At 43.4% G+C, this 23,704-nt stretch carries 22 protein-coding genes and 2 tRNA genes; 10 read left to right on the top strand and 14 right to left on the bottom strand.

Going from position 1 to position 23,704, the window contains the following annotated elements; genetic code table 11:
- Positions 1 to 66: 66 nt before the first annotated feature.
- From BFG52_RS01440 to ettA, 6 genes are all read right to left on the bottom strand, one after another.
- Positions 67 to 615 (bottom strand): hypothetical protein, encoded by a 549-nt coding sequence (locus tag BFG52_RS01440; RefSeq protein ID WP_157758058.1) that lies wholly within the window; start codon positions 613 to 615, stop codon positions 67 to 69.
- A complete protein-coding gene (locus BFG52_RS01435) occupies positions 599 to 1,378 on the bottom strand; it encodes a hypothetical protein (RefSeq protein ID WP_067551619.1) in 780 nt (259 codons plus the stop codon). The genes BFG52_RS01440 and BFG52_RS01435 overlap by 17 nt, the downstream gene beginning before the upstream one ends.
- Complete coding sequence (locus BFG52_RS01430) at positions 1,375 to 2,484, bottom strand: PilW family protein (protein WP_067551616.1); 1,110 nt, start codon at positions 2,482 to 2,484, stop codon at positions 1,375 to 1,377. Before BFG52_RS01430 ends, BFG52_RS01435 begins: the two co-directional genes overlap by 4 nt.
- A gap of 82 nt (positions 2,485 to 2,566) precedes the next feature.
- Complete coding sequence (gene pilV / locus BFG52_RS01425; protein WP_067551613.1) at positions 2,567 to 3,070, bottom strand: type IV pilus modification protein PilV; 504 nt, start codon at positions 3,068 to 3,070, stop codon at positions 2,567 to 2,569.
- Positions 3,071 to 3,169: 99 nt separating this feature from the next.
- On the bottom strand, positions 3,170 to 3,337 hold the full coding sequence (locus tag BFG52_RS17030; RefSeq protein WP_157758057.1) for a hypothetical protein: 168 nt from the start codon (positions 3,335 to 3,337) through the stop codon (positions 3,170 to 3,172).
- Between the two features lie 101 nt (positions 3,338 to 3,438).
- Complete coding sequence (gene ettA / locus BFG52_RS01420; protein WP_067551610.1) at positions 3,439 to 5,100, bottom strand: energy-dependent translational throttle protein EttA; 1,662 nt, start codon at positions 5,098 to 5,100, stop codon at positions 3,439 to 3,441.
- 398 nt (positions 5,101 to 5,498) lie between these two features.
- On the opposite strand from ettA, the gene BFG52_RS01415 reads away from it, so the two are divergent.
- Both BFG52_RS01415 and BFG52_RS01410 read left to right on the top strand, forming a co-directional pair.
- Positions 5,499 to 6,776, top strand: a complete 1,278-nt coding sequence (locus tag BFG52_RS01415; RefSeq protein WP_067551607.1) for an O-acetylhomoserine aminocarboxypropyltransferase/cysteine synthase family protein — start codon at positions 5,499 to 5,501, stop codon at positions 6,774 to 6,776.
- A 357-nt stretch (positions 6,777 to 7,133) separates the two neighbouring features.
- Positions 7,134 to 8,021 (top strand): SDR family NAD(P)-dependent oxidoreductase, encoded by an 888-nt coding sequence (locus tag BFG52_RS01410; protein WP_067551604.1) that lies wholly within the window; start codon positions 7,134 to 7,136, stop codon positions 8,019 to 8,021.
- Between the two features lie 191 nt (positions 8,022 to 8,212).
- On the opposite strand, the gene BFG52_RS01405 is transcribed toward BFG52_RS01410, so the two are convergent.
- Positions 8,213 to 10,567 carry a Tex family protein gene (locus tag BFG52_RS01405; protein WP_067551601.1) on the bottom strand — a complete coding sequence of 785 codons (2,355 nt, stop codon included), beginning with the start codon at positions 10,565 to 10,567 and terminating at the stop codon, positions 8,213 to 8,215.
- Positions 10,568 to 11,091: 524 nt separating this feature from the next.
- On the opposite strand from BFG52_RS01405, the gene ompR reads away from it, so the two are divergent.
- From ompR to BFG52_RS01390, 3 genes are all read left to right on the top strand, one after another.
- Complete coding sequence (ompR, locus tag BFG52_RS01400; RefSeq protein WP_067551598.1) at positions 11,092 to 11,856, top strand: osmolarity response regulator transcription factor OmpR; 765 nt, start codon at positions 11,092 to 11,094, stop codon at positions 11,854 to 11,856.
- Between the two features lie 35 nt (positions 11,857 to 11,891).
- The gene (locus BFG52_RS01395; RefSeq protein WP_067551595.1) at positions 11,892 to 13,355 is read left to right on the top strand and encodes an ATP-binding protein; all 1,464 of its coding nucleotides are present in this window, start codon (positions 11,892 to 11,894) and stop codon (positions 13,353 to 13,355) included.
- A gap of 209 nt (positions 13,356 to 13,564) precedes the next feature.
- Complete coding sequence (locus tag BFG52_RS01390) at positions 13,565 to 15,079, top strand: acetyl-CoA hydrolase/transferase family protein (protein ID WP_067551592.1); 1,515 nt, start codon at positions 13,565 to 13,567, stop codon at positions 15,077 to 15,079.
- 205 nt (positions 15,080 to 15,284) lie between these two features.
- Here BFG52_RS01390 and BFG52_RS01385 read toward each other — a convergent pair whose 3' ends face one another.
- The 4 genes from BFG52_RS01385 to BFG52_RS01370 all read right to left on the bottom strand — a co-directional run bounded on the left by BFG52_RS01385 (position 15,285) and on the right by BFG52_RS01370 (position 17,769).
- Positions 15,285 to 16,565 carry an OmpP1/FadL family transporter gene (locus BFG52_RS01385; RefSeq protein WP_067551589.1) on the bottom strand — a complete coding sequence of 427 codons (1,281 nt, stop codon included), beginning with the start codon at positions 16,563 to 16,565 and terminating at the stop codon, positions 15,285 to 15,287.
- Between the two features lie 375 nt (positions 16,566 to 16,940).
- A tRNA-Phe gene (locus tag BFG52_RS01380) sits at positions 16,941 to 17,016 on the bottom strand.
- Positions 17,017 to 17,148: 132 nt separating this feature from the next.
- Positions 17,149 to 17,224, bottom strand: a tRNA-Phe gene (locus BFG52_RS01375).
- Positions 17,225 to 17,376: 152 nt separating this feature from the next.
- Positions 17,377 to 17,769, bottom strand: coding sequence for a GNAT family N-acetyltransferase (locus BFG52_RS01370; protein WP_067551587.1), 393 nt, complete (start codon positions 17,767 to 17,769; stop codon positions 17,377 to 17,379).
- A gap of 97 nt (positions 17,770 to 17,866) precedes the next feature.
- Between BFG52_RS01370 and hisB the strand changes: the two genes are divergently transcribed.
- The 4 genes from hisB (at position 17,867) to BFG52_RS01350 (ending at position 20,408) form a co-directional block, all read left to right on the top strand.
- Positions 17,867 to 18,460 (top strand): imidazoleglycerol-phosphate dehydratase HisB, encoded by a 594-nt coding sequence (gene hisB / locus BFG52_RS01365; RefSeq protein ID WP_067551585.1) that lies wholly within the window; start codon positions 17,867 to 17,869, stop codon positions 18,458 to 18,460.
- Complete coding sequence (gene hisH / locus BFG52_RS01360) at positions 18,460 to 19,077, top strand: imidazole glycerol phosphate synthase subunit HisH (RefSeq protein WP_067551583.1); 618 nt, start codon at positions 18,460 to 18,462, stop codon at positions 19,075 to 19,077. The genes hisB and hisH overlap by 1 nt, the downstream gene beginning before the upstream one ends.
- A gap of 165 nt (positions 19,078 to 19,242) precedes the next feature.
- Complete coding sequence (locus BFG52_RS01355; protein ID WP_067551581.1) at positions 19,243 to 19,755, top strand: DUF805 domain-containing protein; 513 nt, start codon at positions 19,243 to 19,245, stop codon at positions 19,753 to 19,755.
- Positions 19,756 to 19,889: 134 nt separating this feature from the next.
- Positions 19,890 to 20,408 (top strand): DUF805 domain-containing protein, encoded by a 519-nt coding sequence (locus BFG52_RS01350; RefSeq protein ID WP_067551578.1) that lies wholly within the window; start codon positions 19,890 to 19,892, stop codon positions 20,406 to 20,408.
- Positions 20,409 to 20,530: 122 nt separating this feature from the next.
- Here the strand turns inward: BFG52_RS01350 and BFG52_RS01345 are convergent, their stop codons facing one another.
- Positions 20,531 to 20,965, bottom strand: coding sequence for a helix-turn-helix domain-containing protein (locus tag BFG52_RS01345; RefSeq protein ID WP_067551575.1), 435 nt, complete (start codon positions 20,963 to 20,965; stop codon positions 20,531 to 20,533).
- Positions 20,966 to 21,244: 279 nt separating this feature from the next.
- On the opposite strand from BFG52_RS01345, the gene hisA reads away from it, so the two are divergent.
- Complete coding sequence (hisA, locus tag BFG52_RS01340) at positions 21,245 to 21,967, top strand: 1-(5-phosphoribosyl)-5-[(5-phosphoribosylamino)methylideneamino]imidazole-4-carboxamide isomerase (RefSeq protein WP_067551572.1); 723 nt, start codon at positions 21,245 to 21,247, stop codon at positions 21,965 to 21,967.
- 154 nt (positions 21,968 to 22,121) lie between these two features.
- On the opposite strand, the gene BFG52_RS01335 is transcribed toward hisA, so the two are convergent.
- The gene (locus tag BFG52_RS01335) at positions 22,122 to 22,745 is read right to left on the bottom strand and encodes a DUF1294 domain-containing protein (RefSeq protein ID WP_067551568.1); all 624 of its coding nucleotides are present in this window, start codon (positions 22,743 to 22,745) and stop codon (positions 22,122 to 22,124) included.
- A gap of 9 nt (positions 22,746 to 22,754) precedes the next feature.
- On the bottom strand, positions 22,755 to 23,696 hold the full coding sequence (locus BFG52_RS01330) for a homoserine kinase (RefSeq protein WP_067551565.1): 942 nt from the start codon (positions 23,694 to 23,696) through the stop codon (positions 22,755 to 22,757).
- Between the last annotated feature and the right edge of the window lie 8 nt (positions 23,697 to 23,704).

Genomic DNA, 23,704 nt, shown 5'->3' with positions numbered 1-23,704 from the left:
TGCTTATTTTTATATTCATCTAGTTTTTATATTCATCAAGACCTCATCATCATCAAGGTCCCATCATCAAGACTCAGCCCTTTTAGCAGCAACATCTTGCATACAATGCTGAAAGTCCACAGCTTGAAGATCGCTATTTTCCAAATCCCATGGCTGCTGACATTGCAAACCCAGACTATTACGCCAAAGCAAAGGCAGTTGGGCTCGTAGAGGAATTGCTACGATCAACCAGCCAGCGCCTATGGCACGTGCATCTTGCAGAGAATAAGCTGATCGTGGTGTGAGTTCTACAATGCGTAAACGATAATAGGGTGCTGCACCGACAGGAAAACTTAACTCATCCACGGCGGCATGCTGTATATAACGTCTTAAATCAAAACCAAAATAGCTGTAGTACTGCATTTTGTAGACTGTCAAATATTCCGCAATCCTAGACATTTGTTGTTGTACAGCATTTTGCTGAATACGTTGCACCACAACAGCATAGGAAAAACTTGCAGCAAAATATAAAACCGCCACTAACATCAGAACTAAGACCAACTCCAATAAAGTCACACCCCCTTGCATGACCGCCGCCGCAGGACTAGGTCGATTTTTTTTATATAACATCATCATTCGCTGTCGCTTCACGCGGTGCGCCACTGGCTTTAGGCAACCACAATAGGTCAAAAAACTGACTTTGAAACACAGCACCTTGCTGGGTTAAACATTGTTGTTGACTCATACTTCCAGCCCTCGCATATTGCGGATAATGAAAACACTGGGCAACTGTAGAAAAATCACTCGCAGATAACTGCGGCAATATCGCTGTAATATAAATACGAAAATGTGATGCATCAGATCGTGCTTGTCCATTGCTCAGAGACTGAGTCTGCAAAATGCCGTGACTGGCTGCACTGGGTAGCTGTACCAAGTTAATCTGTACCAGCTGAGCCTTACTCGCACTGGCATAATCTTGTGCTTGATCAAACTGGCAGAAACCTTTATCGGTTAAATGCACCTCCCTTTGTGCACGACTATTGCTATTTATATTGGAGGCTGTATTGGAAAGATAACTTGCTTGTGCCAGAGAAAAATTTTCAGCATTGGAACGATTCGGTCGAAAGCAAAAAATCATTTCCCGACCAGTGTGTGCCAACTGTTGTGCAATCAACTGCTGACCCAATTGAGTATCTTGCTGATCATCTTGTTGATAATAGTGCTGCAATTGTGACCCAATCGCTAAAGTTGCTTGTTGTAACAACTGTCGTGCTTGGATATGTGTAACCAGCTGTATATTAAGGAGACTTTGCTGCGCAGCTAAAATACCTAACATACTCATGGGCAATAACAGACAGAGCATCAACAGCAATGTCGCACCAGACTGCTGCAGCTTCATGATTTTTCCTCAATCACCACCAAACCCGGCTCTAAGGCAACACTATGTTCTAACACATGATATAAATACTGTTGTCCTTGCTGAGCATTGCTGGGTGCAAGCAATTGCACGGCTTGCTGTAAAATTTGAAATTGTGGTGAATCATTATGAGATGCTGTGATAGGATGATTTGAACCTAATAAAATTCCCAGTTGCACTGCATAAATCGCTGGACGTGGACGTTGTGGCAACGCCTGATACTCCTGACTGGAAATATAAGCCAGACCTTGACGACGTTGCTCATCGGCAATAGCAAACATTAACTTAAAATGCTCAACCTGTGGAATCATCACAGCACCTAAACCCTGCCCGAAGGCTTGCCCTGCCTGCATCGGATTCTTGAGAATACGCGTGGCTTGTTGGTCATATCCACCTGCTTCACAGGCAAGTGCCAACACCGTTTGTTGCTTCGCCTGTTGATTCAACGCATCAGGACGTAAAAAAAATCTTTCCACCACAAACTGCCCTGCTTGATATTGATGCCCTTCACAGTCAATTCCTGCTTCTTCGGCATAAAATTGAATCACCAATTGATCACTCGCCAGCGCCTTACCGGTCTGAGTATCCCTTAAATGGCTTGGACCACCGGCAGTCACTGTAATAGGCAATATGCCTTGTAATTGTGCTGGATAATGAGCTTGTGCATTGCTTGCCACGGATATTGCTGCTGCGACGCCTTGTTCACGCGCAGATGGTTGCATACTTTTTAGCGCAAACGTTGATGTTTGCTCCATTGCAACAGCTGTCATGAATGACCTTGTTTGCACGACTTTAGGCTGTGCAGCTTGCGCTGTATGCTGTTCAGCATGAGCATTCAACAACAAGCCTGCATAAATTGGTTGATCTTGAATAGAAACTGCCAGTGCGCGATGACTACGGCGTATTTCTGTAGCAACATAAGCTAAAGATAAAATCGCACGATCTTGGATATCCGCCACAGCTTGTTGGGTGCTATAGGCACGCTCGCCACTTTCTAATAACTTAAAGGCAGCCCCGACAAGTAATAATCCCAATGTCAGTGAAATCACCACTTCCAACACACTGAGCCCATATTGTGTCCAGATCATTATTTACTCCCTGATCTGAATGATGGTCGTTTTAGCATGATTCTTAACAGCAGCGTTTTTTATAGGTCTAACTCATAGCACACTAATAGAGTGTCATCATCAAACATTGCGCCTTAGGCAGATAAATACCTTGTCGACTACATGCCAGTGGATCTTGTAGATCATCTAAGGCTTTGGTTTCGCCCCAAGCTGCATAAGCACAAAGCCGTTGCGTCGTGTTAGCACAAGGTCTCAAAGCCAACTGCATCGCAGCTTGCTGTGCACGTTGATATAAACTATACGCATCATAAGCAGCCATTTCTGCCGCACTACAGCCTTGTGGTCGATCTCGATATAAACATGACTGCACGGCGCTTGGCGCATCGCCATCTAAGTGCTTTACATAATCTTGTCGTGCTAAAGCGTTAACCCTTAAACGCTCAGACAAATCCTGTAAGACATTACTGGCTTGCAGCTGTTGTAATGCAAACTGACTCCGAGCGACAGCCTGAAGCTGTAAACTCACCATGCCGAGCATCGCCAAAGTCAGGAGCAGCAAACTCAGTACAATTTCGATCATGGCTATGCCAATCATATGTCGACGCATCTGGGTACTCTTTATGCTACAAAATGACGTTGGTTAAATTAAACAGGCAAGGTCTTCGATAACACTCTGCTGAGTTGCCATAGCCATCATCATAAAGTTTTATGCCATCATTGCAGCAAGCTTTCGATGGCTGGCAGCAAAATACAGATCAACATCATCAACATCATCAACATCATCGCCCCGTGATGCCTCTCCCATACTCCATACCAATTCAGTAGCGAAGTCGCCAACTACAACTTTTTGTATTGATCCCCGCCCATAGCGCACGATTTCACAGCTTCATAGCCAAAAAAAATCCCACCATGTCGATACACAGTGGGATTTTGGCGTGATAGCCTGCTTAGATCATGAGATCTTCACGCAGGACATTAACCACCAATTTTCTTGTATTTCTTACGCTTAGTACTAATATCGTCACCCAATTTAGCGCGGCGATAGCTTTCGTATTCGTTATAGTTCCCCGTAAAGAACTCAGGCTGTTCATTTTCAAAAGATAAAATATGCGTTGCGATACGGTCTAAGAACCAACGGTCATGCGAAACCACCATGACCGTACCCGGGAAGACCAGAATAGCGTCTTCAAGCGCACGTAAGGTTTCAACATCAAGGTCGTTTGACGGTTCATCCAGTAGGATCACGTTGGCGCCTTGTTGCAAAATTTTTGCCAGTTGTAGACGGTTACGTTCACCACCAGACAATTCCCCCACACGTTTTTGCTGATCAGAACCTTTAAAGTTAAAACGACCGATATAAGCACGTGATGCAATTTCGTAATCACCAACTTTAAGAATATCTAGACCACCCGATACTTCTTCCCAAACTGTTTTATTGTTGTCTAGGGTATCGCGAATCTGACCCACATAAGCCACTTTCACCGACTCACCCAAAGACACCACACCGCTGTCTGGTTGTTGTTCACCGGTCATCATTCTAAAGAGTGTGGTTTTACCCGCACCATTGGGACCAACAATTCCCACAATCGCAGCAGGTGGCACGGTAAAGCTTAAGTTTTCGTATAGTAGACGATCACCAAAAGACTTACTGATATTTTCCACTTCCACGACTTTATTGCCTAAACGTGGACCAGGTGGAATATAAATTTCAGACGTTTCATTCCGTTGTTGGAACTCTTTAGAGTTCAACTCTTCAAAACGCTCCATACGCGCTTTGTTTTTCTTTTGCTGACCTTTGGCATTGGAACGTACCCATTCCAATTCTTTTTTCAAAGCTTTGGCAAAAGATTCTTCTTGTTTTTGCTCTTGCTCTAAACGCGCATTTTTCTGCTCTAACCAAGAGGTATAGTTCCCTTGGTATGGAATACCATGCCCACGGTCAAGCTCAAGAATCCACTCAGCCACGTTATCCAAGAAATAACGGTCATGGGTAATCGCCACAATGGTCCCAGGGAAGTCTTTTAAGAACCGTTCTAACCAAGACACAGACTCGGCATCTAAATGGTTAGTCGGTTCATCGAGCAATAGCATGTCGGGTTTAGACAACAGTAAACGACATAGTGCAACACGACGACGCTCACCACCAGACAATTTGCTAACATCAGCATCCCAAGCAGGTAGATTTAAGGCATCAGCCGCTTGTTCTAATTGGTTGTTGAGGTTATGAGCATCCCAAGCATGAATGATCGATTCGAGCTTTTCTTGTTCTTTTGCCAAAGCATCGAAGTCAGCATCTTCAGCTGCATATTCAGCGAAAACTTCATCCAAGCGTGCCAAAGCATCGAGTGGCTCACGTAAGCCATCTTCAATATTGCCACGCACATCTTTACTTGGGTCTAATGGTGGTTCTTGCTCGAGATAACCAATTTTAATACCAGGTTGAGCACGTGCTTCACCGGAGAAATCTTTATCTACGCCCGCCATGATACGGAGCAAAGTCGATTTACCGGCACCGTTTAGACCAAGCACACCGATTTTTGCACCGGGAAAAAATGATAAAGAGATGTCTTTTAAGATTTCGCGCTTAGGCGGAACCATTTTCGACACACGGTTCATCGTATAAATATATTGGGCCACGCAGGACTCCTCAATAGAAAAAGCGAAACATCGCAAATGCGAACAATAACTTTGCTATTATACGATGAATATCGCCAAAAAATAAGGCATGCTTTTTGATCTTGCTTGGTATTGCAAATGATCAGCCACATCGCTGTTCTTTCAGTGTCACTCAGAGTCTCTATCTGCTTATTTTATGCTTGATTTCTAAAGCACAGATGCGCGGATAGCTCCCTTTTACGCTGGTCAGTTGCACGCAAAATCGCGCAAAGCCAAGAGCCAGCATGCTTTGCCATGTATCCTAAAAAAATTTCATACTTATTATAATTAAATATATTGATAACAAAGCGTTATATCTTTATTTCATATGCAAAAATGCTAAACTCAAAACATAGTACATTCACATAGATCATGGAATTATGACTTACAAAGACGAAACTCTTGCCATACACGCAGGCTATAGTCCAGAAGAGACCACCAAAGCTGTAGCCGTACCTATTTATCAAACAACATCTTATGCCTTTGATAATACGCAACATGGTGCGGACTTATTTGACCTCAAAGTTGCGGGTAATATCTATACACGCATCATGAATCCAACCACGGCAGTATTAGAACAACGTCTTGCCGCCTTAGAAGGTGGAATTGGCGCACTGGCTTTGGCCTCAGGCATGTCGGCAATTACCTATGCCATTCAAACCATCGCCGAAGCTGGTGATAATATTGCATCGGTATCCACACTCTATGGCGGCAGCTATAACCTTTTCGCACATACTCTACCCAAACAAGGCATTGAAGTTCGTTTCTTTGACTATCAAAACCCTGAGGCATTACGCGATCTCATCGATGACAAAACCAAATTGGTCTTTGTTGAATCCATTGGTAATCCGCTGGGTAATATTATCGACTTAGAAGCCATTGCTAAAATTGCGCATGAATATGGTGTTCCTGTTGTTGTAGACAATACCGTTGCCACACCTGCCCTACTCAAACCTTTTGAACATGGGGCCGATATTGTCGTGCACTCTCTGACCAAATATATTGGCGGTCACGGCAACAGTATTGGCGGTGCGATTGTTGACAGCGGTAAATTCCCTTGGGGTAAATATCCAGAACGTTTTAAAGTGCTCAATACCCCCGACCCTAGCTATCACGGCGTCAATTATGTTGAAGCATTGGGTGAAGCCGCTTACATCGCACGCGCACGTGTCGTTCCCTTACGTAATACTGGCGCAGCAATCAGCCCATTGAGCGTCTTCCTTATTCTACAAGGTCTAGAAACGCTGAACTTACGTATGGAGCGTCATACTGAAAATGCGCAGAAAGTTGCAGAGTATTTACAAGCTCACCCCAAAGTAAAATGGGTCAACTATGCAGGTCTTAAAGACCATTCACAACATGCTCTTGCGCAAAAATACCTAAAAGGTAAACCCTCTGCCATCTTATCCTTTGGAGTACAAGATGGTCGTGAAGGTGGTACGCGCTTTATTGATGCCTTGCAGCTATTTACCCGTTTGGTCAATATTGGTGATGCAAAAAGCTTAGCTTGTCATCCAGCCACGACGACACACCGTCAGCTCAATGAAGAAGAACTCAAAGCAGCTGGGGTAAGCATTGATATGGTACGACTGTCGATTGGTATTGAACACATCGATGATCTGATTGCCGATCTAGAACAGGCATTGGCACAAGTCTAAGCCTGTATACCGACATAGCAGACAAAATAACTCGTCTCGATACAGATCATCGGCACAGATAACCATCAATAACCAACGAGGGCACAAGCCCTCGTTTTTGATGGTGCGCTCAAAAAAACAACAAAGTGTATGTTACCACAAAATATTTAAGCACCTTAATTTAAATAATTTTTTCTTGAATAAATGCTATACATCACTCATTCGTATGTTTTTTATCAATATTTTAGTGGTCTTTTCTCATGTTTGCGTTATGATCATCTCATCAGCCTAATTCTCGGTCTGATCATCGATATTACGGTTTTAACTTGTAGAAAAATAAATTTTAAAATATTGCTTGTCATTCATTAGGGAAAATTTATGAAGCAGAAATTAGAACAGCTCTTTCAATTGAAAGTCCGCAATAAAGTTGTCCTCATCACAGGTGCTTCGAGCGGTATTGGTATGACCGTGGCACTGAAAATGGCAGCCAGTGGAGCCCATGTCTTATTATTGGCACGTACCGAAGAAAAGCTCTTGGAAGTGCAATCTGAAATCGAAAGTAATGGTGGTAAAGCTAGTATTTTCCCCTGTGATCTCAATGATATGGATTCCATTGATCAGGTATCACAGCGTATTCTCGCCACAGTCGACCATATCGACATTCTCATCAATAACGCTGGTCGCTCTATACGCCGCGCAGTTCATGAGTCTATCGACCGCTTTCACGACTTCGAACGCACGATGCAACTCAATTACTTCGGTGCTGTACGCCTAGTCCTCAATGTATTGCCACATATGATGAATCGCCGTGATGGGCACATTATCAATATCAGTTCCATTGGCGTCTTAGCTAACGCAACACGTTTTGCAGCCTATGTCGCGTCCAAAGCCGCACTCGACGCATTTAGCCGTTGTCTATCCGCAGAAGTGCATTCGCATAAAATTGCCATTACCTCGGTCTATATGCCTTTGGTACGCACGCCGATGATCGCACCGACGAAGATTTATAAGTATGTTCCTACGCTGTCACCAGAACAGGCTGCTGATCTTGTCGCTTATGCTGTGGTGAAGCGTCCCAAAAAAGTCGCGACCCATCTGGGTCATTTAGCCTCGATTACCTATGCGATTGCGCCGAATATCAACAACAAGCTCATGTCGATTGGCTTTAATCTCTTTCCAAGCTCATCCGCTTCTGTGGGTAAGCAAGAGAAGCTCAATATCGTACAACGTGCCTATGCACGCTTATTCCCAGGTGAGCATTGGTAAGGCTAAAAGAGCGATTAGACATGATGTGGATATCACACAAGTTATCCACAGTGGTCTAAATTTTAGCCACACTTTGCAGCAAGTTTGTCTACCGTATGACCAGATGCTCAATGCAAAAACACAAAAAAACCTCCCAAAATGGAGGTTTTTTTGTTTTATATCAGAATGATAGCTTTAGATCATCAGCAATATTATTTAGATCCTTTAATCCCTGCTTGTAGCAACAACTCACCAAAACCACCAATTTTATTTTCTGCAGCTTTGTTTGGATGACTCTTCGCAGCAGTTTTGGCACGGGCAGGACGTTCATTTTGCTGCTGACGTGCTGCTGGGCGCTTAGCTTGTTGTGGCTTACGTTCACTACGTGGTTCTTGTTGGCGCGATGCTTTTGCAGCAGCCGCTGAACCTTCTGGACGCATGGAAAGATTGACTCGATTACGCTCAACATCAACCTGAATAACGCGAACTTGGACAATTTGACCGGGCTTAACAACTTTGTGTGGATCTGCAACAAACTCATTCGCCAATTCAGAAATATGCACCAAACCATCTTGATGGACGCCAACATCAACAAAGGCACCAAAATTAGTCACATTGGTAATCACGCCTTCTAGTTGCATGCCTTCTGTCAATTGAGCAACTTCGGTAATGTCTTCACGGAACTTGGCTGTACGGAACTCAGGGCGTGGGTCACGACCTGGTTTTTCCAATTCACTGAGAACATCTTGCACAGTCGGTAAACCAAATTGTTCATCCACAAAGTCTTCCGCTTTAATATTACGGATGATTTCGCTGTTACCAATCATGTCTTTGATCGTGGTAGATTTAGCTTGAGCAATTTTCTCAACCAAACCATAACTTTCTGGATGTACTGCTGAACCATCCAAAGGCTCTGAACCCGCTTGAATACGCAAGAAACCAGCCGCTTGCTCAAAGGTACGTTCACCTAAACGTGGTACATTCAGCAATGCTTTACGGTTATCGAAAGCACCATTTTCTTTGCGGTATTCAACAATTTGCTGTGCAATTGCCTTATTTAGACCAGCAATATAGCCCAAGATCGCAGCAGATGCGGTATTTACATCAACACCAACAGCGTTTACACAGTCTTCCACTACAGCGTCCAATGTTTTGGCTAGACCTGTTTGGTTGACATCGTGTTGATACTGACCCACACCAATTGATTTTGGATCAATTTTTACCAATTCTGCCAATGGATCTTGCAAACGACGTGCAATCGATACTGCGCCGCGAATAGAAACATCTAAGTCAGGTAATTCAGACGCTGCCAATTCAGATGCAGAATATACCGATGCGCCTGCCTCACTCACAGTGACACGGGTTAATTTCAATTCAGGATGTTCAGCCATCATTTCAGCGATAACGGCTTCGGTTTCACGGCTTGCAGTGCCATTGCCAATTGCAACCAGATCAACTGGATACTCTTGACATAAACGCGCCAATTCAGCTTTAGCACCCGCTTTGTCTTCTTTCGGTGCAAAAGGATAAACCGTACTATGTGCCAACACATCACCAGAGGCATTGATCACGGCAAGTTTAACCCCTGTACGGATACCAGGGTCAACCCCTAAAGTACAACGTGCACCAGCAGGCGCAGAGAGCAATAAATGACGTAAGTTTTCAGCAAAAACTTGCATGGCTTCTGTTTCGGCAGCCAAACGTTTTTCGGTCAGTAAAGAGTGCTCAATACTTGGACGTACTTTGCCTAACCAAAATAGTTTTGCGGTTTGATTTAAAAATTCTTGGCGGGCAGCAGGCTGAACTTGTTCTAAGGCATATTCAGTGCTGATCAGCGCTAATGGCTGTTCATCTTCACCTTCGACTTTGAGCCCCAACACATTCTCTTGACGACCACGTAACATGGCCAATAAGCGATGGGATGGTACTTTGTTGAGGTTCTCAGAAAAATCGAAGTAATCACGGAATTTCTTACCGACTTCTTTTTTCTCATCACTGGCAACCAAGCTTTTAAGCACAGCGGTTTGTGCAAACTTGGCTTTTAATGCAGTGGTGAGTGCAATATTTTGTGCCCACTCATCAATGATGATATGTTGAATGGCATCTAATTGTGTCTCGGTATCGGGATAATCTTCATGCTTAAAATCAGCTAGAACTGCAGCTGGCTCAACCTCTTCATGCAGGATTTTTTCGGCATAAGGTCCTAGACCCGCTTCTTTGGCTTTAAAAGACTTACTGGTGCGTTTAGGACGATATGGCGCGTAAATTTCTTCTAAGGCATTTTTGGTTTGTGCTGCATTGACGCGGGATAATAAATCATCTGTCAATTTATCTTGCTCTTTGAGCGACAGAATAACCTTCTCGCGACGTTCAAATAAATCACGTAAATACACGAGGCGTGTATCGAGCTGGCGTAACTGCGTGTCGTCTAAGCCTTGCGTTACTTCTTTACGGTAACGTGCGATAAATGGAACACTGGCACCCTCATCAATTAATTTGATGGCAGCTTCTACTTGGTTTGGACGTACGGCAAGCTCACTTGCCAACTGCTGAACTAAGTCAGTCATCGTGTTTAATTCCACAAGGATAAGTACTAAAAGTTACTGATTATAAAGACCAAGACTATAAAATCCACAACTGTTTTTCATATTATTCTACTAAAAATTTCTAAAGTATTAATTTCACATGTTTTTTAGCACAGAAATGCGATTGTGATTCGCTAAAATGACATCATTTTGTAGCAACAATATGTTAAATAACAGCCATGTGGCACATTTTTATCTCACGATCTTGCTCCTTTAAATCATGGCGAATATCCATTGTTTTACAATAGATACAGATCAAATCAAAGCCACTATTCTAAAAGACAAGTGTTGTCTCTTTCATTTGCAAAATTGCTAATTTTCGCCCTAATTTGTTGCACTATGCATTAAATGTCGTTCTCAACCCGCACGATGCTGTTGTTTTTTAGTATATTGGTACGGTGGTAAATTGTAATTTTGAGCAAATTGATACATAGTCTTAACAATAACTTAAGTACTATACTGCGCTATACTGATAGCCAGAATTGATAATATTTACGGAGTGCATCATGAATTTGGTTGTACCTGCTGATAACACCGATATCGTGCACAACGATAGCGATCGTGTTGAACGTATTTTAGTGGTTGATGATGACGTTCGTTTACGTACTTTATTACAACGTTTCTTAGAAGATAAAGGATTTGTCGTTAAAACAGCGCATGATGCCACACAGATGGATCGCCTATTACAACGCGAGTTATTTTCACTGATCGTACTCGATTTTATGCTTCCCGTCGAAGATGGCTTGAGCATTTGTCGCCGTTTACGCCAATCAAATATCGATACCCCGATCATCATGTTGACAGCGCGCGGCAGTGATTCAGACCGTATTGCGGGGCTAGAGGCTGGTGCGGATGACTATTTACCTAAGCCATTTAATCCCAATGAACTCTTAGCACGTATTCGCGCCGTACTGCGTCGCCAAGTCCGTGAAGTGCCTGGTGCACCGAGCCAAAACGTTGAGGTGGTGTCTTTTGGTCCTTGGTCACTTGATCTCTCGACCCGTACCTTGACCCGTGAAGGACAAGTTGTCACATTAACGACAGGTGAATTTGCCGTATTGAAAGCACTGGTACAGCATCCACGTGAACCCCTAACCCGCGATAAGTTAATGAACCTAGCACGTGGTCGTGAATGGGGCGCAATGGAGCGTTCTATCGATGTGCAAGTTTCTCGCTTACGTCGTTTGATCGAAGAAAACCCTGCGCGTGCACGTTATATCCAAACAGTTTGGGGCGTGGGCTATGTATTTGTACCGGATGGTGCCGAATAATAAGACTTTCTTCTCAAAGACCATGAGGATGTGTTGTGAAGCTTGAACCGATTGATCAACAGGCATTTAAAGATTTTCAAGCCTATTCGGAAAGAAAGCGGACCCGCTGGGAACGTTTTCTCGACAAGATCAAACCGCGTTCAGCTGCAATGCGCACCACGGTGTTGGTTATTTTTGTGGTATTCATTAGTTGGTTTACCACGCTTTGGTTCTTTTGGCGTACTTTATATTTACCAGAATTACAACAACATGCCCGCTATTTAGCGCTTGAACTAGAAATTATCCAAAACCCTGCTTATCGCTTTTACCACCATGATACTGAAATCGATATCGACCAATGGTTACAACAGCGCATGGGGCTTGAGTATATTACCGATCCGCAGCAATATCCCAATATCAAAGATAAACCCCTTGCCGACTATATTACTGGGCATATTGAAGAAAAATTGGCACAAGAGCTCAATGTCGAAGATGTGATTGTATATTTCCAATTTAAACCCAGCCCACGTATTTGGATTCAAACACCACAAATGCATGGGCATTGGATCAGAGAACCCCTCAAAACCTATGCAAACTATAGTTCTGAGCTGGTGTTTGGTTGGTTGCTCGGCGTACCAATTCTGTCCTTTATTATTATTTTAACCTTAGTACGCCAGCTCAACCGTCCGCTACGACGTTTGCAACACGCCGCCAATGCTTATAGTAAATCAGGAAAGTCCCCTTATCTGGAGACAAACCACGGACCACAAGAAATTCGCGAGGTTAACCAAGCCTTTAACCATATGATTTACACGCTCGATCAAACTGAACGTGAACGCCTAATCATGTTGGCTGGGATTTCACATGACCTCCGTACGCCGCTAACGCGTATTCGCCTAAGCGCGGAAATGATGCCAGATGAGGATTTCTTAAAAGAAGGCTTGATTTATGATGTCGAGGATATGGATGCTATTCTCGATCAGTTTATCTCCTATATGCGTGATGGTTCCGATGAAGAACCACAAAGCACCAATCTCAACACCTTATTGCAAGAATTAGTCATCCAATTTAAACCACTAGATATCCGCTTCCAAGCCCACCCTTTGCCCACTATTTTAGCCCGTTCGCTCTCTTTAAAACGCCTCATTGGCAACCTGATCAATAATGCTAAACGCTATGGTGCAGAGCCGATTGAGCTCAGCGCAGAAGTCAATGAGCAAAACATCTTAATTCGTGTTGCCGATCATGGAGAAGGCATTCCCAGCGACCAAGTTGAGGAGTTGATGCAGCCTTTTGTACGTGGCAATACTGCACGCACCATTCAAGGGAGTGGTTTAGGTTTGGCCATCGTGAAACGTATTGTCGATATTCATCAAGGTGAAATTGATATACACAATCATGCTGCAGGCGGTCTAGAGGTGGTGATTACTTTACCAATTGCACCCCATGAAAATGACAAAGACAACACACCCAGTAGCACTTTAGGGAAAATCAAACAAAGTTTAAGCGAACGATTCTAATATTGCTCAGTTCTTAAACACAAACGATTGTTTTATTTAAAATATTTTTTAAAATTAACATTGCTTTTCAAAGGCTTACAAATCATCATTTAAATAAATGTTGACATTTATTTGAGAAATTAGACCTTAGCCTAACAGCTATGCACTTTCATGGCGTAGCTAGGTACAATCTCCCCTAACATACGTTAGATTTTTTTTGAGAGTCAAACATGGATTTAGACCGCATTCGTTTAACATCACTACATAATAAAGTGATGAGTGCAGAGCAGGCAGCTCAATTTATACAAGATGGTATGACTGTTGGTATGAGTGGCTTTACCCGTGCAGGTGAAGCAAAGGCTGTTCCACAAGCTCTGGTCAAGCAAGCACAAAGTAATCCGCTCAAAATTACCCTCATCACAGGTGCCAGTCTCGGTAATGATCTAGACAAGCAACTTACTGAAGCAGGTGTACTTGCTCGTCGTCTTCCATTCCAAGTCGACAATACTTTACGTCGTGCCATCAATCAGGGTGAAGTCATGTTCATCGATCAGCATCTGTCTGAAACCGTTGAACAAATGCGTAATATGCAATTAAAACGCCCTGATGTAGCTGTCATTGAAGCAGTAGCAATTACTGAAGATGGTGGGATTATTCCAACCACATCTGTAGGGAACTCTGCAAGCTTTGCAATTTTTGCTGAACAAGTGATTGTTGAAATTAATACCTCACTGAGCCCAGCATTTGAAGGTTTACACGATATCTACATTCCGTCATATCGTCCAACACGGCAACCAATTCCGCTAACCAAAGTGGATCAACGCATTGGTACCACTGCCATTCAAATCGACCCAAGTAAAATTGTCGGCATTGTATTTAACGATAGCTCGGATTCACCGTCTACGGTCACTTTGCCAGATGATGAAACCCAAGCCATTGCACAGCATCTTATTCACTTCTTTGAAAATGAAGTTGCAAATGATCGCCTACCTGCCAACCTTGGTCCGCTACAAGCTGGTATTGGCTCTATTGCCAATGCGGTGCTCACAGGCTTAAAAGACTCCAACTTTAGCGACTTGGTGATGTATTCAGAAGTATTGCAAGACTGTACTTTTGAACTGATCGATGCCGGTAAAATGAAGTTTGCATCGGGTTCATCTATTACCTTGTCTGCTGCATGTGGAGACAAAGTCTTTGGTAATATCGAAGCCTATAAAGATAAGCTGGTGTTACGCCCGCAAGAGATTTCTAACCATCCAGAAATCGTTCGTCGTCTGGGTATTATCGGCATCAATACCGCCTTAGAATTTGACATCTATGGTAACGTCAACTCTACCCACGTATGTGGTACCAAAATGATGAACGGTATCGGAGGGTCGGGTGACTTTGCACGTAATGCACACTTGGCTATTTTTGTGACCAAATCTATTGCCAAAGGGGGTGACATCTCCTCGATCGTGCCAATGGCGTCCCATGTTGACCATAGCGAACATGATGTCGATATCTTAGTGACTGAACAAGGTCTAGCAGATTTACGCGGTCTGGCACCACGTGAACGCGCAAAAGCGATTATCGATAACTGCGCACATCCATTGTATCGTGATGCACTATATGATTACTTTGAGCGCTCATGTGAAAAAGGTGGTCACACACCACATATTCTACGTGAAGCCCTTGCTTGGCATGCTAACTTTGAAGAAACCGGTCATATGCTCGGTACGGCTAAAATGGCAAAAACAGCATAAAACACATTGCTTAAATGCTGAGTTGCACAACAGAGTACGCAGCATGAAAGTATAAAAAAGCCGGGTTAGCAATTATGACCCGGCTTTTTTAAATTGTCTTTCCTGACTCAATCATGGTCTTTGCTCAATCACTGTCTTGACTTGATCATGGTCTTGACTCGATCATGGTCTTGACTCGATCATGGTCTTTGCTCAAACAGCATCCTTAGAACTGGTATGCATAAGCCACTCCCAGAATATGCTGCTGCATTTTCAAATCGGCTTCACCGCCAGCAAATGGCGTAGCAATAGACTGCTGCCCTTTGAGCCGTTGTGAGAAAGCATGTGTATAAGCCACACTGAACTGTTGATGTGGGTCAAATTGCCACGTCGCACCAACGCTCAAATGATCCTGCACCACTGCGGGTGCTAAAATATTGAGAAATGTTTGTCCACTTGGAATCACTTGATTACTGTGGCTATATCCCGCCGCAACACGTAATTTAGGACTAAGCTGATAATTGAGCGCAATTTTATAAATCTTGCTATCTTGCCAAGCAAAACCTGGTCCTTGCCCATGCCCAAACAACTGCCCTTGTTGTAAATCTGCCACATCAAAACGATTTGCAATGGCCGCAATATCACTATAAGCAATGTATTGAAAATCTGCTGCGAGGTTTAAACGTGGCGTTACTTGATAAGCCACGCCTAGAGAAAAGTTTTCAGGAACATCAAAACGCCCTTGTTCAGCAAATAATCCCTGATAACGCTTAAAACGGGTCGCTTTTATTTTTGAAGCATAGCTCGCTCCCAAAGTTAAACGCTCATCTAGCACATGTGCAGCCCAGCCTACACGCAAGCCAATGCCTGTTGCATGATCCGCACCTTGGTTAGACAGATGTTGTGGATCAGTTGAAAATCCAGCAAAGCCCTCAAGCCCTTTGGCTTCAAAACGCTGATACAGCACATTGGCGGCAATACCGATTGACTGCTGTGGCTGATACCGCCATGCAACAGCAGGCGAAACAAAGACTTGACTTAGGTTTACCCCGGCACTGCCTTGATTGCCAAAAGCAGCGTAGGGATTATTTGAATAGCTGCTATTCATGCCGCCATTGCCATAGACTGCGACACCCAATGCGACTTGATCTGATAGATGGTGGTTATAGGCCAGCTCCGGTAACAGAAAATACTGTCTAGCATTGCCATCATAATGCCCATCCGCACCTGCTGCATTGCCCTGAATTTCTGCATCTCGTGTGGGAACAAATAATGTGGCACCCAGATCTAAGCGCGTAGCCAACCAGCTTAGGCCGGCGGGGTTATTGGCAATGGTCATCGAATCCTGAAAAAGCGCCGTAGACACACCCGCATTGGCTTGTGTCTTTACCCCATAGCCATGCATGAAATAACCATTGGTCGCATGTGTCAGGCTGCTACAGCACAATAAACCATAGTAGAGGTATCGATAATGAACAAACGGGAATCGTAACGGTGGTATACGCATTATTTTAAAGTTCTTATTGTTATTGGTGCAGTCACTATAAAAGAAAGCCGATCACAAGTCATCGAAGAAATTATCTTAAGCTTATTCACTTATAGCTATCATTCATTCCAGCAAAATCATGATCAGCCGTAAAGCCCTAAAGTAGATACTGGTAAAACTTAGCTCAAAAGCACTCCCCAATTTAGCCATTAAATAATCGACAAATCAGCTACTCGCTACTAGATGAGCACGATGAGCACGATGAGCATGAGCTGCTATGAAATCATCCATGCCACCATTAAAGAATCATTCATAAAACCATTAACAAACCCATTCATAAAATCAGCGACAAAAAAAAACCTCAGTATCATGTTGATGTACTGAGGTTTTTGAATATGGTGGCGAGACCCAGGATCGAACTGGGGACACACGGATTTTCAATCCGTTGCTCTACCGACTGAGCTATCACGCCGTTGCGGTGTATTAAGCCGTATCTGTGTTGATTAGTCAATACAATTCATGCGCTTTTCATTTGTTCGAGTATTTTTTACCCAAAAAAAATCCCTGATGGGATCAGGGACTGAAAACACAAATACAAAAAATATGGTGGCGAGACCCAGGATCGAACTGGGGACACACGGATTTTCAATCCGTTGCTCTACCGACTGAGCTATCACGCCAATGGGGCGTATTAAACAATTTAATGCCCGCAGCGTCAAGTACTCTCAACAATAATTTATCTGACAGCTTATTTTTAAGGCAAGTTATACGCTTGCCACACGGCATATCAAACACGTTATGCCGCAGTATGCCTTAAAAAGAAGCGGTCCAATCATGACTCATGATTGGATAGCTTACCAAGATGTAGCAGACAGCGATGGATTGCCCCACACCCCGGCTCAAAACGCTCCACACCATTTTGTTCTTCAAGACGGCAAGCTTCGGAAACCAGACGTTCGGCAACACCACGCCCGCGATTGGCAGGATGGACAACGATATTTTCCAAGACTTTACTTTGCCCCTGCCCAGTACACCAGATTGCACCAATAATTTTACTATTAAATTCTGCAACATAAAGCTGAGTATACTTGGTCAAATTCTGCTGCAATTGGGCAATTGCATCTTCCCCATCGCTAAACTCTGGACTAGTATCATAGAGACGCTGTAGTTGATCTCGAATATCATCATTTTCCAATGCGGTGTAAACTTGTACGGTAATAGGCATTGATTAACCCTCCAGAGCAATCTAATATGCCATGACTTTGTCACAGCCAATATTTTTAAATCAAGCAATTTTAGCGTTTTTTTTGAGGAATGTGTCCATGACGCAGCGTATCAGTGAAGTCGTAAGAAATACCAATGAAACTAAAATTAGCGTTCGGCTAAATTTAGATGGTACAGGTCAAGGTGTACTCAATACCGGTATCCCTTTTCTTGATCATATGATCGACCAAATCAAACGCCATGGTTTATTTGATATTGACATCCATTGTGATGGAGATTTAGAAATAGATGATCACCATACAGTAGAAGACTGTGGCATTACGCTAGGTCAAGCCTTTGCCAAAGCGTTGGGTGATAAAAAAGGGTTACGCCGCTATGGTCACTTCTATGCCCCTTTGGATGAGGCACTCAGCCGCGTGGTGGTAGATCTTTCTGGGCGACCTGGTCTATTTATGGACATCCCCTTTACCCGTGCACGAATTGGCACCTTTGACGTCGATTTATTTTCCGAATTCTTCCAAGGTTTTGTGAACCATGCCTTGATTACACTTCATATCGACAATTTAAAAGGTAAAAACAGCCATCACCAAATTGAATGCGTGTTTAAAGCATTGGCACGTGCTCTGCGAATGGCCTGTGAAACAGATCCTCGCGCTGCCAACACGGTTGCTTCAACCAAAGGGACTTTGTAATGACGCGTATTGCTTTACTAGACTACGGCATGGGTAACTTGCACTCTGCAGCCAAAGCATTGGAATATGTCGGTGCACACGTTGATGTAACCAACGACCCACAACTCATTGCCAAAGCCGATAAAATCGTCTTCCCTGGTGTAGGCGCAATGCGTGATTGCATTAAAGGCATGCAAGATGCGGGCATCGATCAAGTCATTCGCGATGCGGTCTTTCAAAAACCGATTTTGGCGATTTGTGTTGGTATGCAAGCATTGATGCATCACTCGGAAGAAAATGGTGGCGCAGATGCCCTCAATATCTTTGACGGCGTGGTCAAAAAATTTCCAGACCAAGCCGGTTTAAAAGTACCGCATATGGGCTGGAATGAAGTACATCAAGTCGATCCGAGCCATCCAATGTGGCGTGATATTGCACAAGATAGCCGTTTCTATTTTGTGCATAGCTTTTATGTGCAACCGCAAGATAGCACTTTGGTTGCAGCGCGTAGCGAATATGGTTTAGATTTTTGTGCTGCCCTACAAAAAGACAATGTCTTTGCAACCCAATTCCACCCAGAGAAAAGTCATACCGCGGGCTTACAGCTGTTAAAAAACTTCGTGGACTGGAACATCTAAAACCATCTCAGCATTGCACTGTTTTAAGCAGGATGAGCGAAGCCACCATGTGCCTAGCTCATTGAGCTGCTGTTTTATTCTTACACTGTGCTTTATTCGAAAACAATTTTCAGTTAGCATCAACAATAACTTAAATAAAATGATAATTAGCCCTCATCAACCATCATGATTGTACATAATACAGAAATGCCTACAGCAAGCAAAAACAGCTTCTTCCGCGCACAAGGTCGCTTAAATCGAACATCTTATTTGGCCTGGAACTTTCTTAGTCTGATCGTACTCTTCGTTCTTGCTGCTTTATTTATTCAATCGGTTTCGATTTCAAATATTCACTTTTTAGCAATGTACCAACCCAGTTGGGCGCAATCAGATAGCTTAATCATCATCGAAGTTGGATTCTTCCTATTGATTGGCTATAGATTTATATGTCAAATTAAACGCTTACACGACCTCAACGCCTCTGGTTGGCTGTCATTGTGTAGCTTTATTCCCTACGGCAATGTGCTTTTTGAACTTTATTTAATCTTTGCGAAGGGATCAGCTAATAGCAATCATTTTGGTGAACCTCGCCCATCCAAACCTTGGGAAAAAATTGCGGCTTATCTGTATGTCATTGCGGTTATTACTGCAACAATTGCCATGAGTATGATCTGGGCAACACTCAATCAATTAAATTAGGCGAATAGAGCTACGCCTTGGGTTACGCTGTGATAGTTCATTGTATTGACAAAATTTTATAATTATCGATGTTTTTAAATTTTAATTTAGCTTAATATTTATACAACACCATAATGATAAAAAAGGTGAAAATAATGAATACATTTATCGCTCCTCCAAATGCTGCTCCTTTAGCCGATGATGCATTCCTCAGTGCCCAAGGGCGCTTTGGTCGTAGAAGTTATCTAGCATGGAATGTCGTGGTAACGCTACTCGGCATACTAGCAATGATCGTGAGTATCATCCCGCTCAGATTAAGTCCAAACAATAGCAGCATCGCGCAACTGCCGGAATCATCACTCTGGGTCTTTGCCAGTATTAGTGTACTGATCTCTGCCACGGTCTGTTATTTCTTTTTTATTTTTAGCATACGTCGTTTACACGATTTAAATCGTTCAGGCTGGCTCAGCCTGTGCTATTTATTGCCTATAATCAATGTAATCTTTGCACTTTATCTACTTTGTGTCGCAGGCCAGCCAGAGGACAATCCATATGGTCAACCTCGACCAGCAAAAATGTGGGAAAGCATCGTCAGCCTCGTCTATGTAATTGTACTGGCAATCGGCATTGTGCTCAGCATCATAGCCCTAATCAATCAACCTAGCATTCCCTAAACCATCAAGTAACCCGATCGATCGGGTTACTTTTAAGCATTGGAACGCGATTATCTTCAAGGCGAATACAAGACTATTTCGCTCAAGTTCGCTCAAGTACACAAAGTCATGAAGCTGAAGGCTTAATCCTGACTGACAAAACCACCCTCTAAGGGGCTAACATGAATCTGTATATCTGCTTTTAAATTCAAAGCATGATAGCGCTGTTTAATCTCTGCCAATAACTGCTCTACTGGTACCACAGTTAAATCTACGTTTGTCTTTAAGTCAGTAACCGCGGTATGGTCTAAATCTGATGCCTGTACAGCACTATGCGGCGTTGCTGCATCATTCTTTTTCGTTGTCGTACCAACTTGTTCACTGCGCCCAATCAAACGTGCCAATTCCACTAAGTGTTGTGCACTTTGCGAGTTGGATTCTTGCAACCATTGTGCAACTGTTTTTTTCGACACATCCAAAGCACCACTCAAATCCAACTGCTTTAAATTTTTATCTTGAATTAACTGCTTGATCCGTTTGATACCATCTACAATCAAATCTTCATCTTGCTTATCCATCGCTACGCTCCAACATTCAGACAATACGCTGCCACAACCCAGTGCCGTTTAATCACACCGCAATACATCTTCAATCCCCCATCACACCATCACAAGTCAACAGTTTTACAGGGGCTTCTTTCATTTTGGTTATGATTTAGCATCATAACTGAAAAAATGTCATGCAGATAGCGTGCATGCTGGCGCAAAATAATCGCATCAGTGACTTAGAGTCTGCGCAATACTTTGCTAAGATGGCGGCATATAATGCAATCCAATACTGAGTCAAGGAGCCCAAGCATGCTGATCATTCCAGCGATCGACCTCAAAGATGGTCAATGTGTCCGTTTAAAACAAGGCCGTATGGAAGATGATACGGTATTTTCTGATAACCCAGTTGCCACTGCACAACATTGGGTCGCAGAAGGTGCTCGTCGCTTACACCTTGTTGATCTCAATGGTGCATTCGCTGGTACGCCAATCCACAAACCCGTGGTGGAAGCAATTAGCCAAGCACTGCCAGAACTCCCTATTCAAATTGGGGGCGGTATTCGTTCTTTAGAAACCATCGAACATTATCTAGATGCAGGTGTGTCTTATGTGATCATTGGCACCAAAGCGGTACAAGACCCAGACTTTGTCAGTGAGGCATGCCGTCAATTTGCAGGACATATTATTGTTGGCATCGATGCGATGAATGGTATGGTGGCAACCGATGGTTGGGCCAATGTAACTGACGTTAAAGCAACAGATTTAGCCAAACGTTTTGCCGATGCAGGTGTGTCGAGTGTGGTATATACCGATATTGCCCGTGACGGTATGATGCAAGGGGTTAATATTGAACAAACGGTACAATTAGCAGAATATTCCGGTCTACCCGTGATTGCGTCTGGTGGTGTCACCAATTTAGATGATGTCCGCAAGCTCAAAGGGCAACCGGGTATCTTAGGTGCTATCACAGGTCGCGCTATCTATGAAGGCACCTTAAAACTCAGCGAAGCACAGCAACTGCTAGACCAATAAGCCCCCAAATATTCAAATATTTGATCGAAAAAAGGCGTTAAGCTTTAGCTAGATTAAGCTTTAGCCAGAACCCGCTTTTCATTCGCATAAAAAATAGCGCCTTGATATGGCGCTATTTTTAATAGTATTTACGATCTTGCTGCAGCACAGCCCCTTAAAAAACATTGAGCGGTGACAACAACCAAAGTAGCAATAACACATTAAACAGAATGCTGAAACGATAAATTTTTTGAAACGGCTGTTTTTGTGTTTTATGCCTGAGCCGTTGCTGTGCCAGCCATGCAGCAGGCCATCCGCCCAATACCGCTAAAATATGCAAATTTTGTTCTGGAATCCGACGCTTCTGTGTTTTAGCCGCTTCTTTATCAAGGGCATAGCACCAATAACACAAGACATTCACCAACATCAGCCAAATCCAAGTTAAGCTCGGCAAATACCCCAACACAGATAAAATAGCTAAAACAATCAAGTAGCCCGCGATCAGATATTGCATCGGTTGTAATGCCGTTTTCGTAGCAGTACCGTGCTGTACCACCTGCTCTGCTGCCTGAGCACGAACTTGTCGCGCCTTTAAATACACCACATCCGTCGCGCGATAACGTCCTTGACCATCTACTGTAACGCGATAATCTAAGGCACAACCGATAATCGGACGCGGTCCAGCTTTACTAAAATCTTTAATATGTAGAAAAACTTTTGCTTTCTTGGCATCATTCGGTTGAATAAAACCGTATCCCTGCTCATCAAACCATTCGATTAAACGCCCTTGATCACGCATGATTGCAACTCACAGTCGTGCTAAACGGTTTAATACCATGTGTCGCATAACTTCTGGATCTTTGACCAAGATTTGCTCACCATCACGACCCTGTTGCTGATTTTTCAAAACCACGCTTAAACGTAATAGCCAGAAACGACCCGCCATGGCTGCCAAATAGCTATCTAGGCAAGCTTGCTCATCTGCAGTAAATGGACGTAATTGTTGATAAGCCTCAAGAAATGCAGCAGCCTTCTCATCATTTAAGCTCACATCCGGATAATCACTACAAAAATCATTGATGCTAATTGCCACATCAAAGAGCAGCTCATCATGGTTCATCTCATAAAAGTCTAAGATTCCTTGCAAATCATCGCCGATAAATAAAGTATTATCTCGGAACAAATCAGAATGAATGAGACCACGTGGACGATCTGGGTATTGTTGGCGTATTTCAGCAAAGCGTTCTATCAGTTGTTGCAACAAAGCAGCGTCTTCGGTAGACATTTGTGGCTGTAATTGCTTTGCCACAGCATACCAATAGTCATGGTTGCGGTTAAACTGACGTGTCAATGGGAAATCTTTTAATGCCAAATGCATCCGAGCTTGTGCTTGAGCGATGGCACGCACTTGTGCCACAGTGGTTGTTTCTGGATGTTCGCCCAAGACACGCGGTGTAATTTGTGCAGGTTTATCTGCCAGCACATGCAAAGCCTGACCATTGATCTTTAAAGGTGCCGGTACTGCCACACCCTGTGCCACCAATTGGTCTAAAGCTGGAATGATTTCAGCCGCTTGCTCTGCGCTCATGTCTTCAAATAAAGTTAGTACATAGTCTGCATCGGCACAACGTAAAAAATAATTGGTATTTTGAATCCCGCCTTGAATAGGGATAAGCTCAAGCACATCTAAAGAAAAAGCTGAAGCAAAATCTTGAACTTGTTTTAAACTCAAAGAGGTATATACCGACATACAAAACC

Origin of the sequence: Acinetobacter larvae, assembly GCF_001704115.1 — a bacterium.
GTDB lineage: Bacteria > Pseudomonadota > Gammaproteobacteria > Pseudomonadales > Moraxellaceae > Acinetobacter > Acinetobacter larvae.
This window is presented reverse-complemented; position numbering and strand designations above follow the sequence as displayed.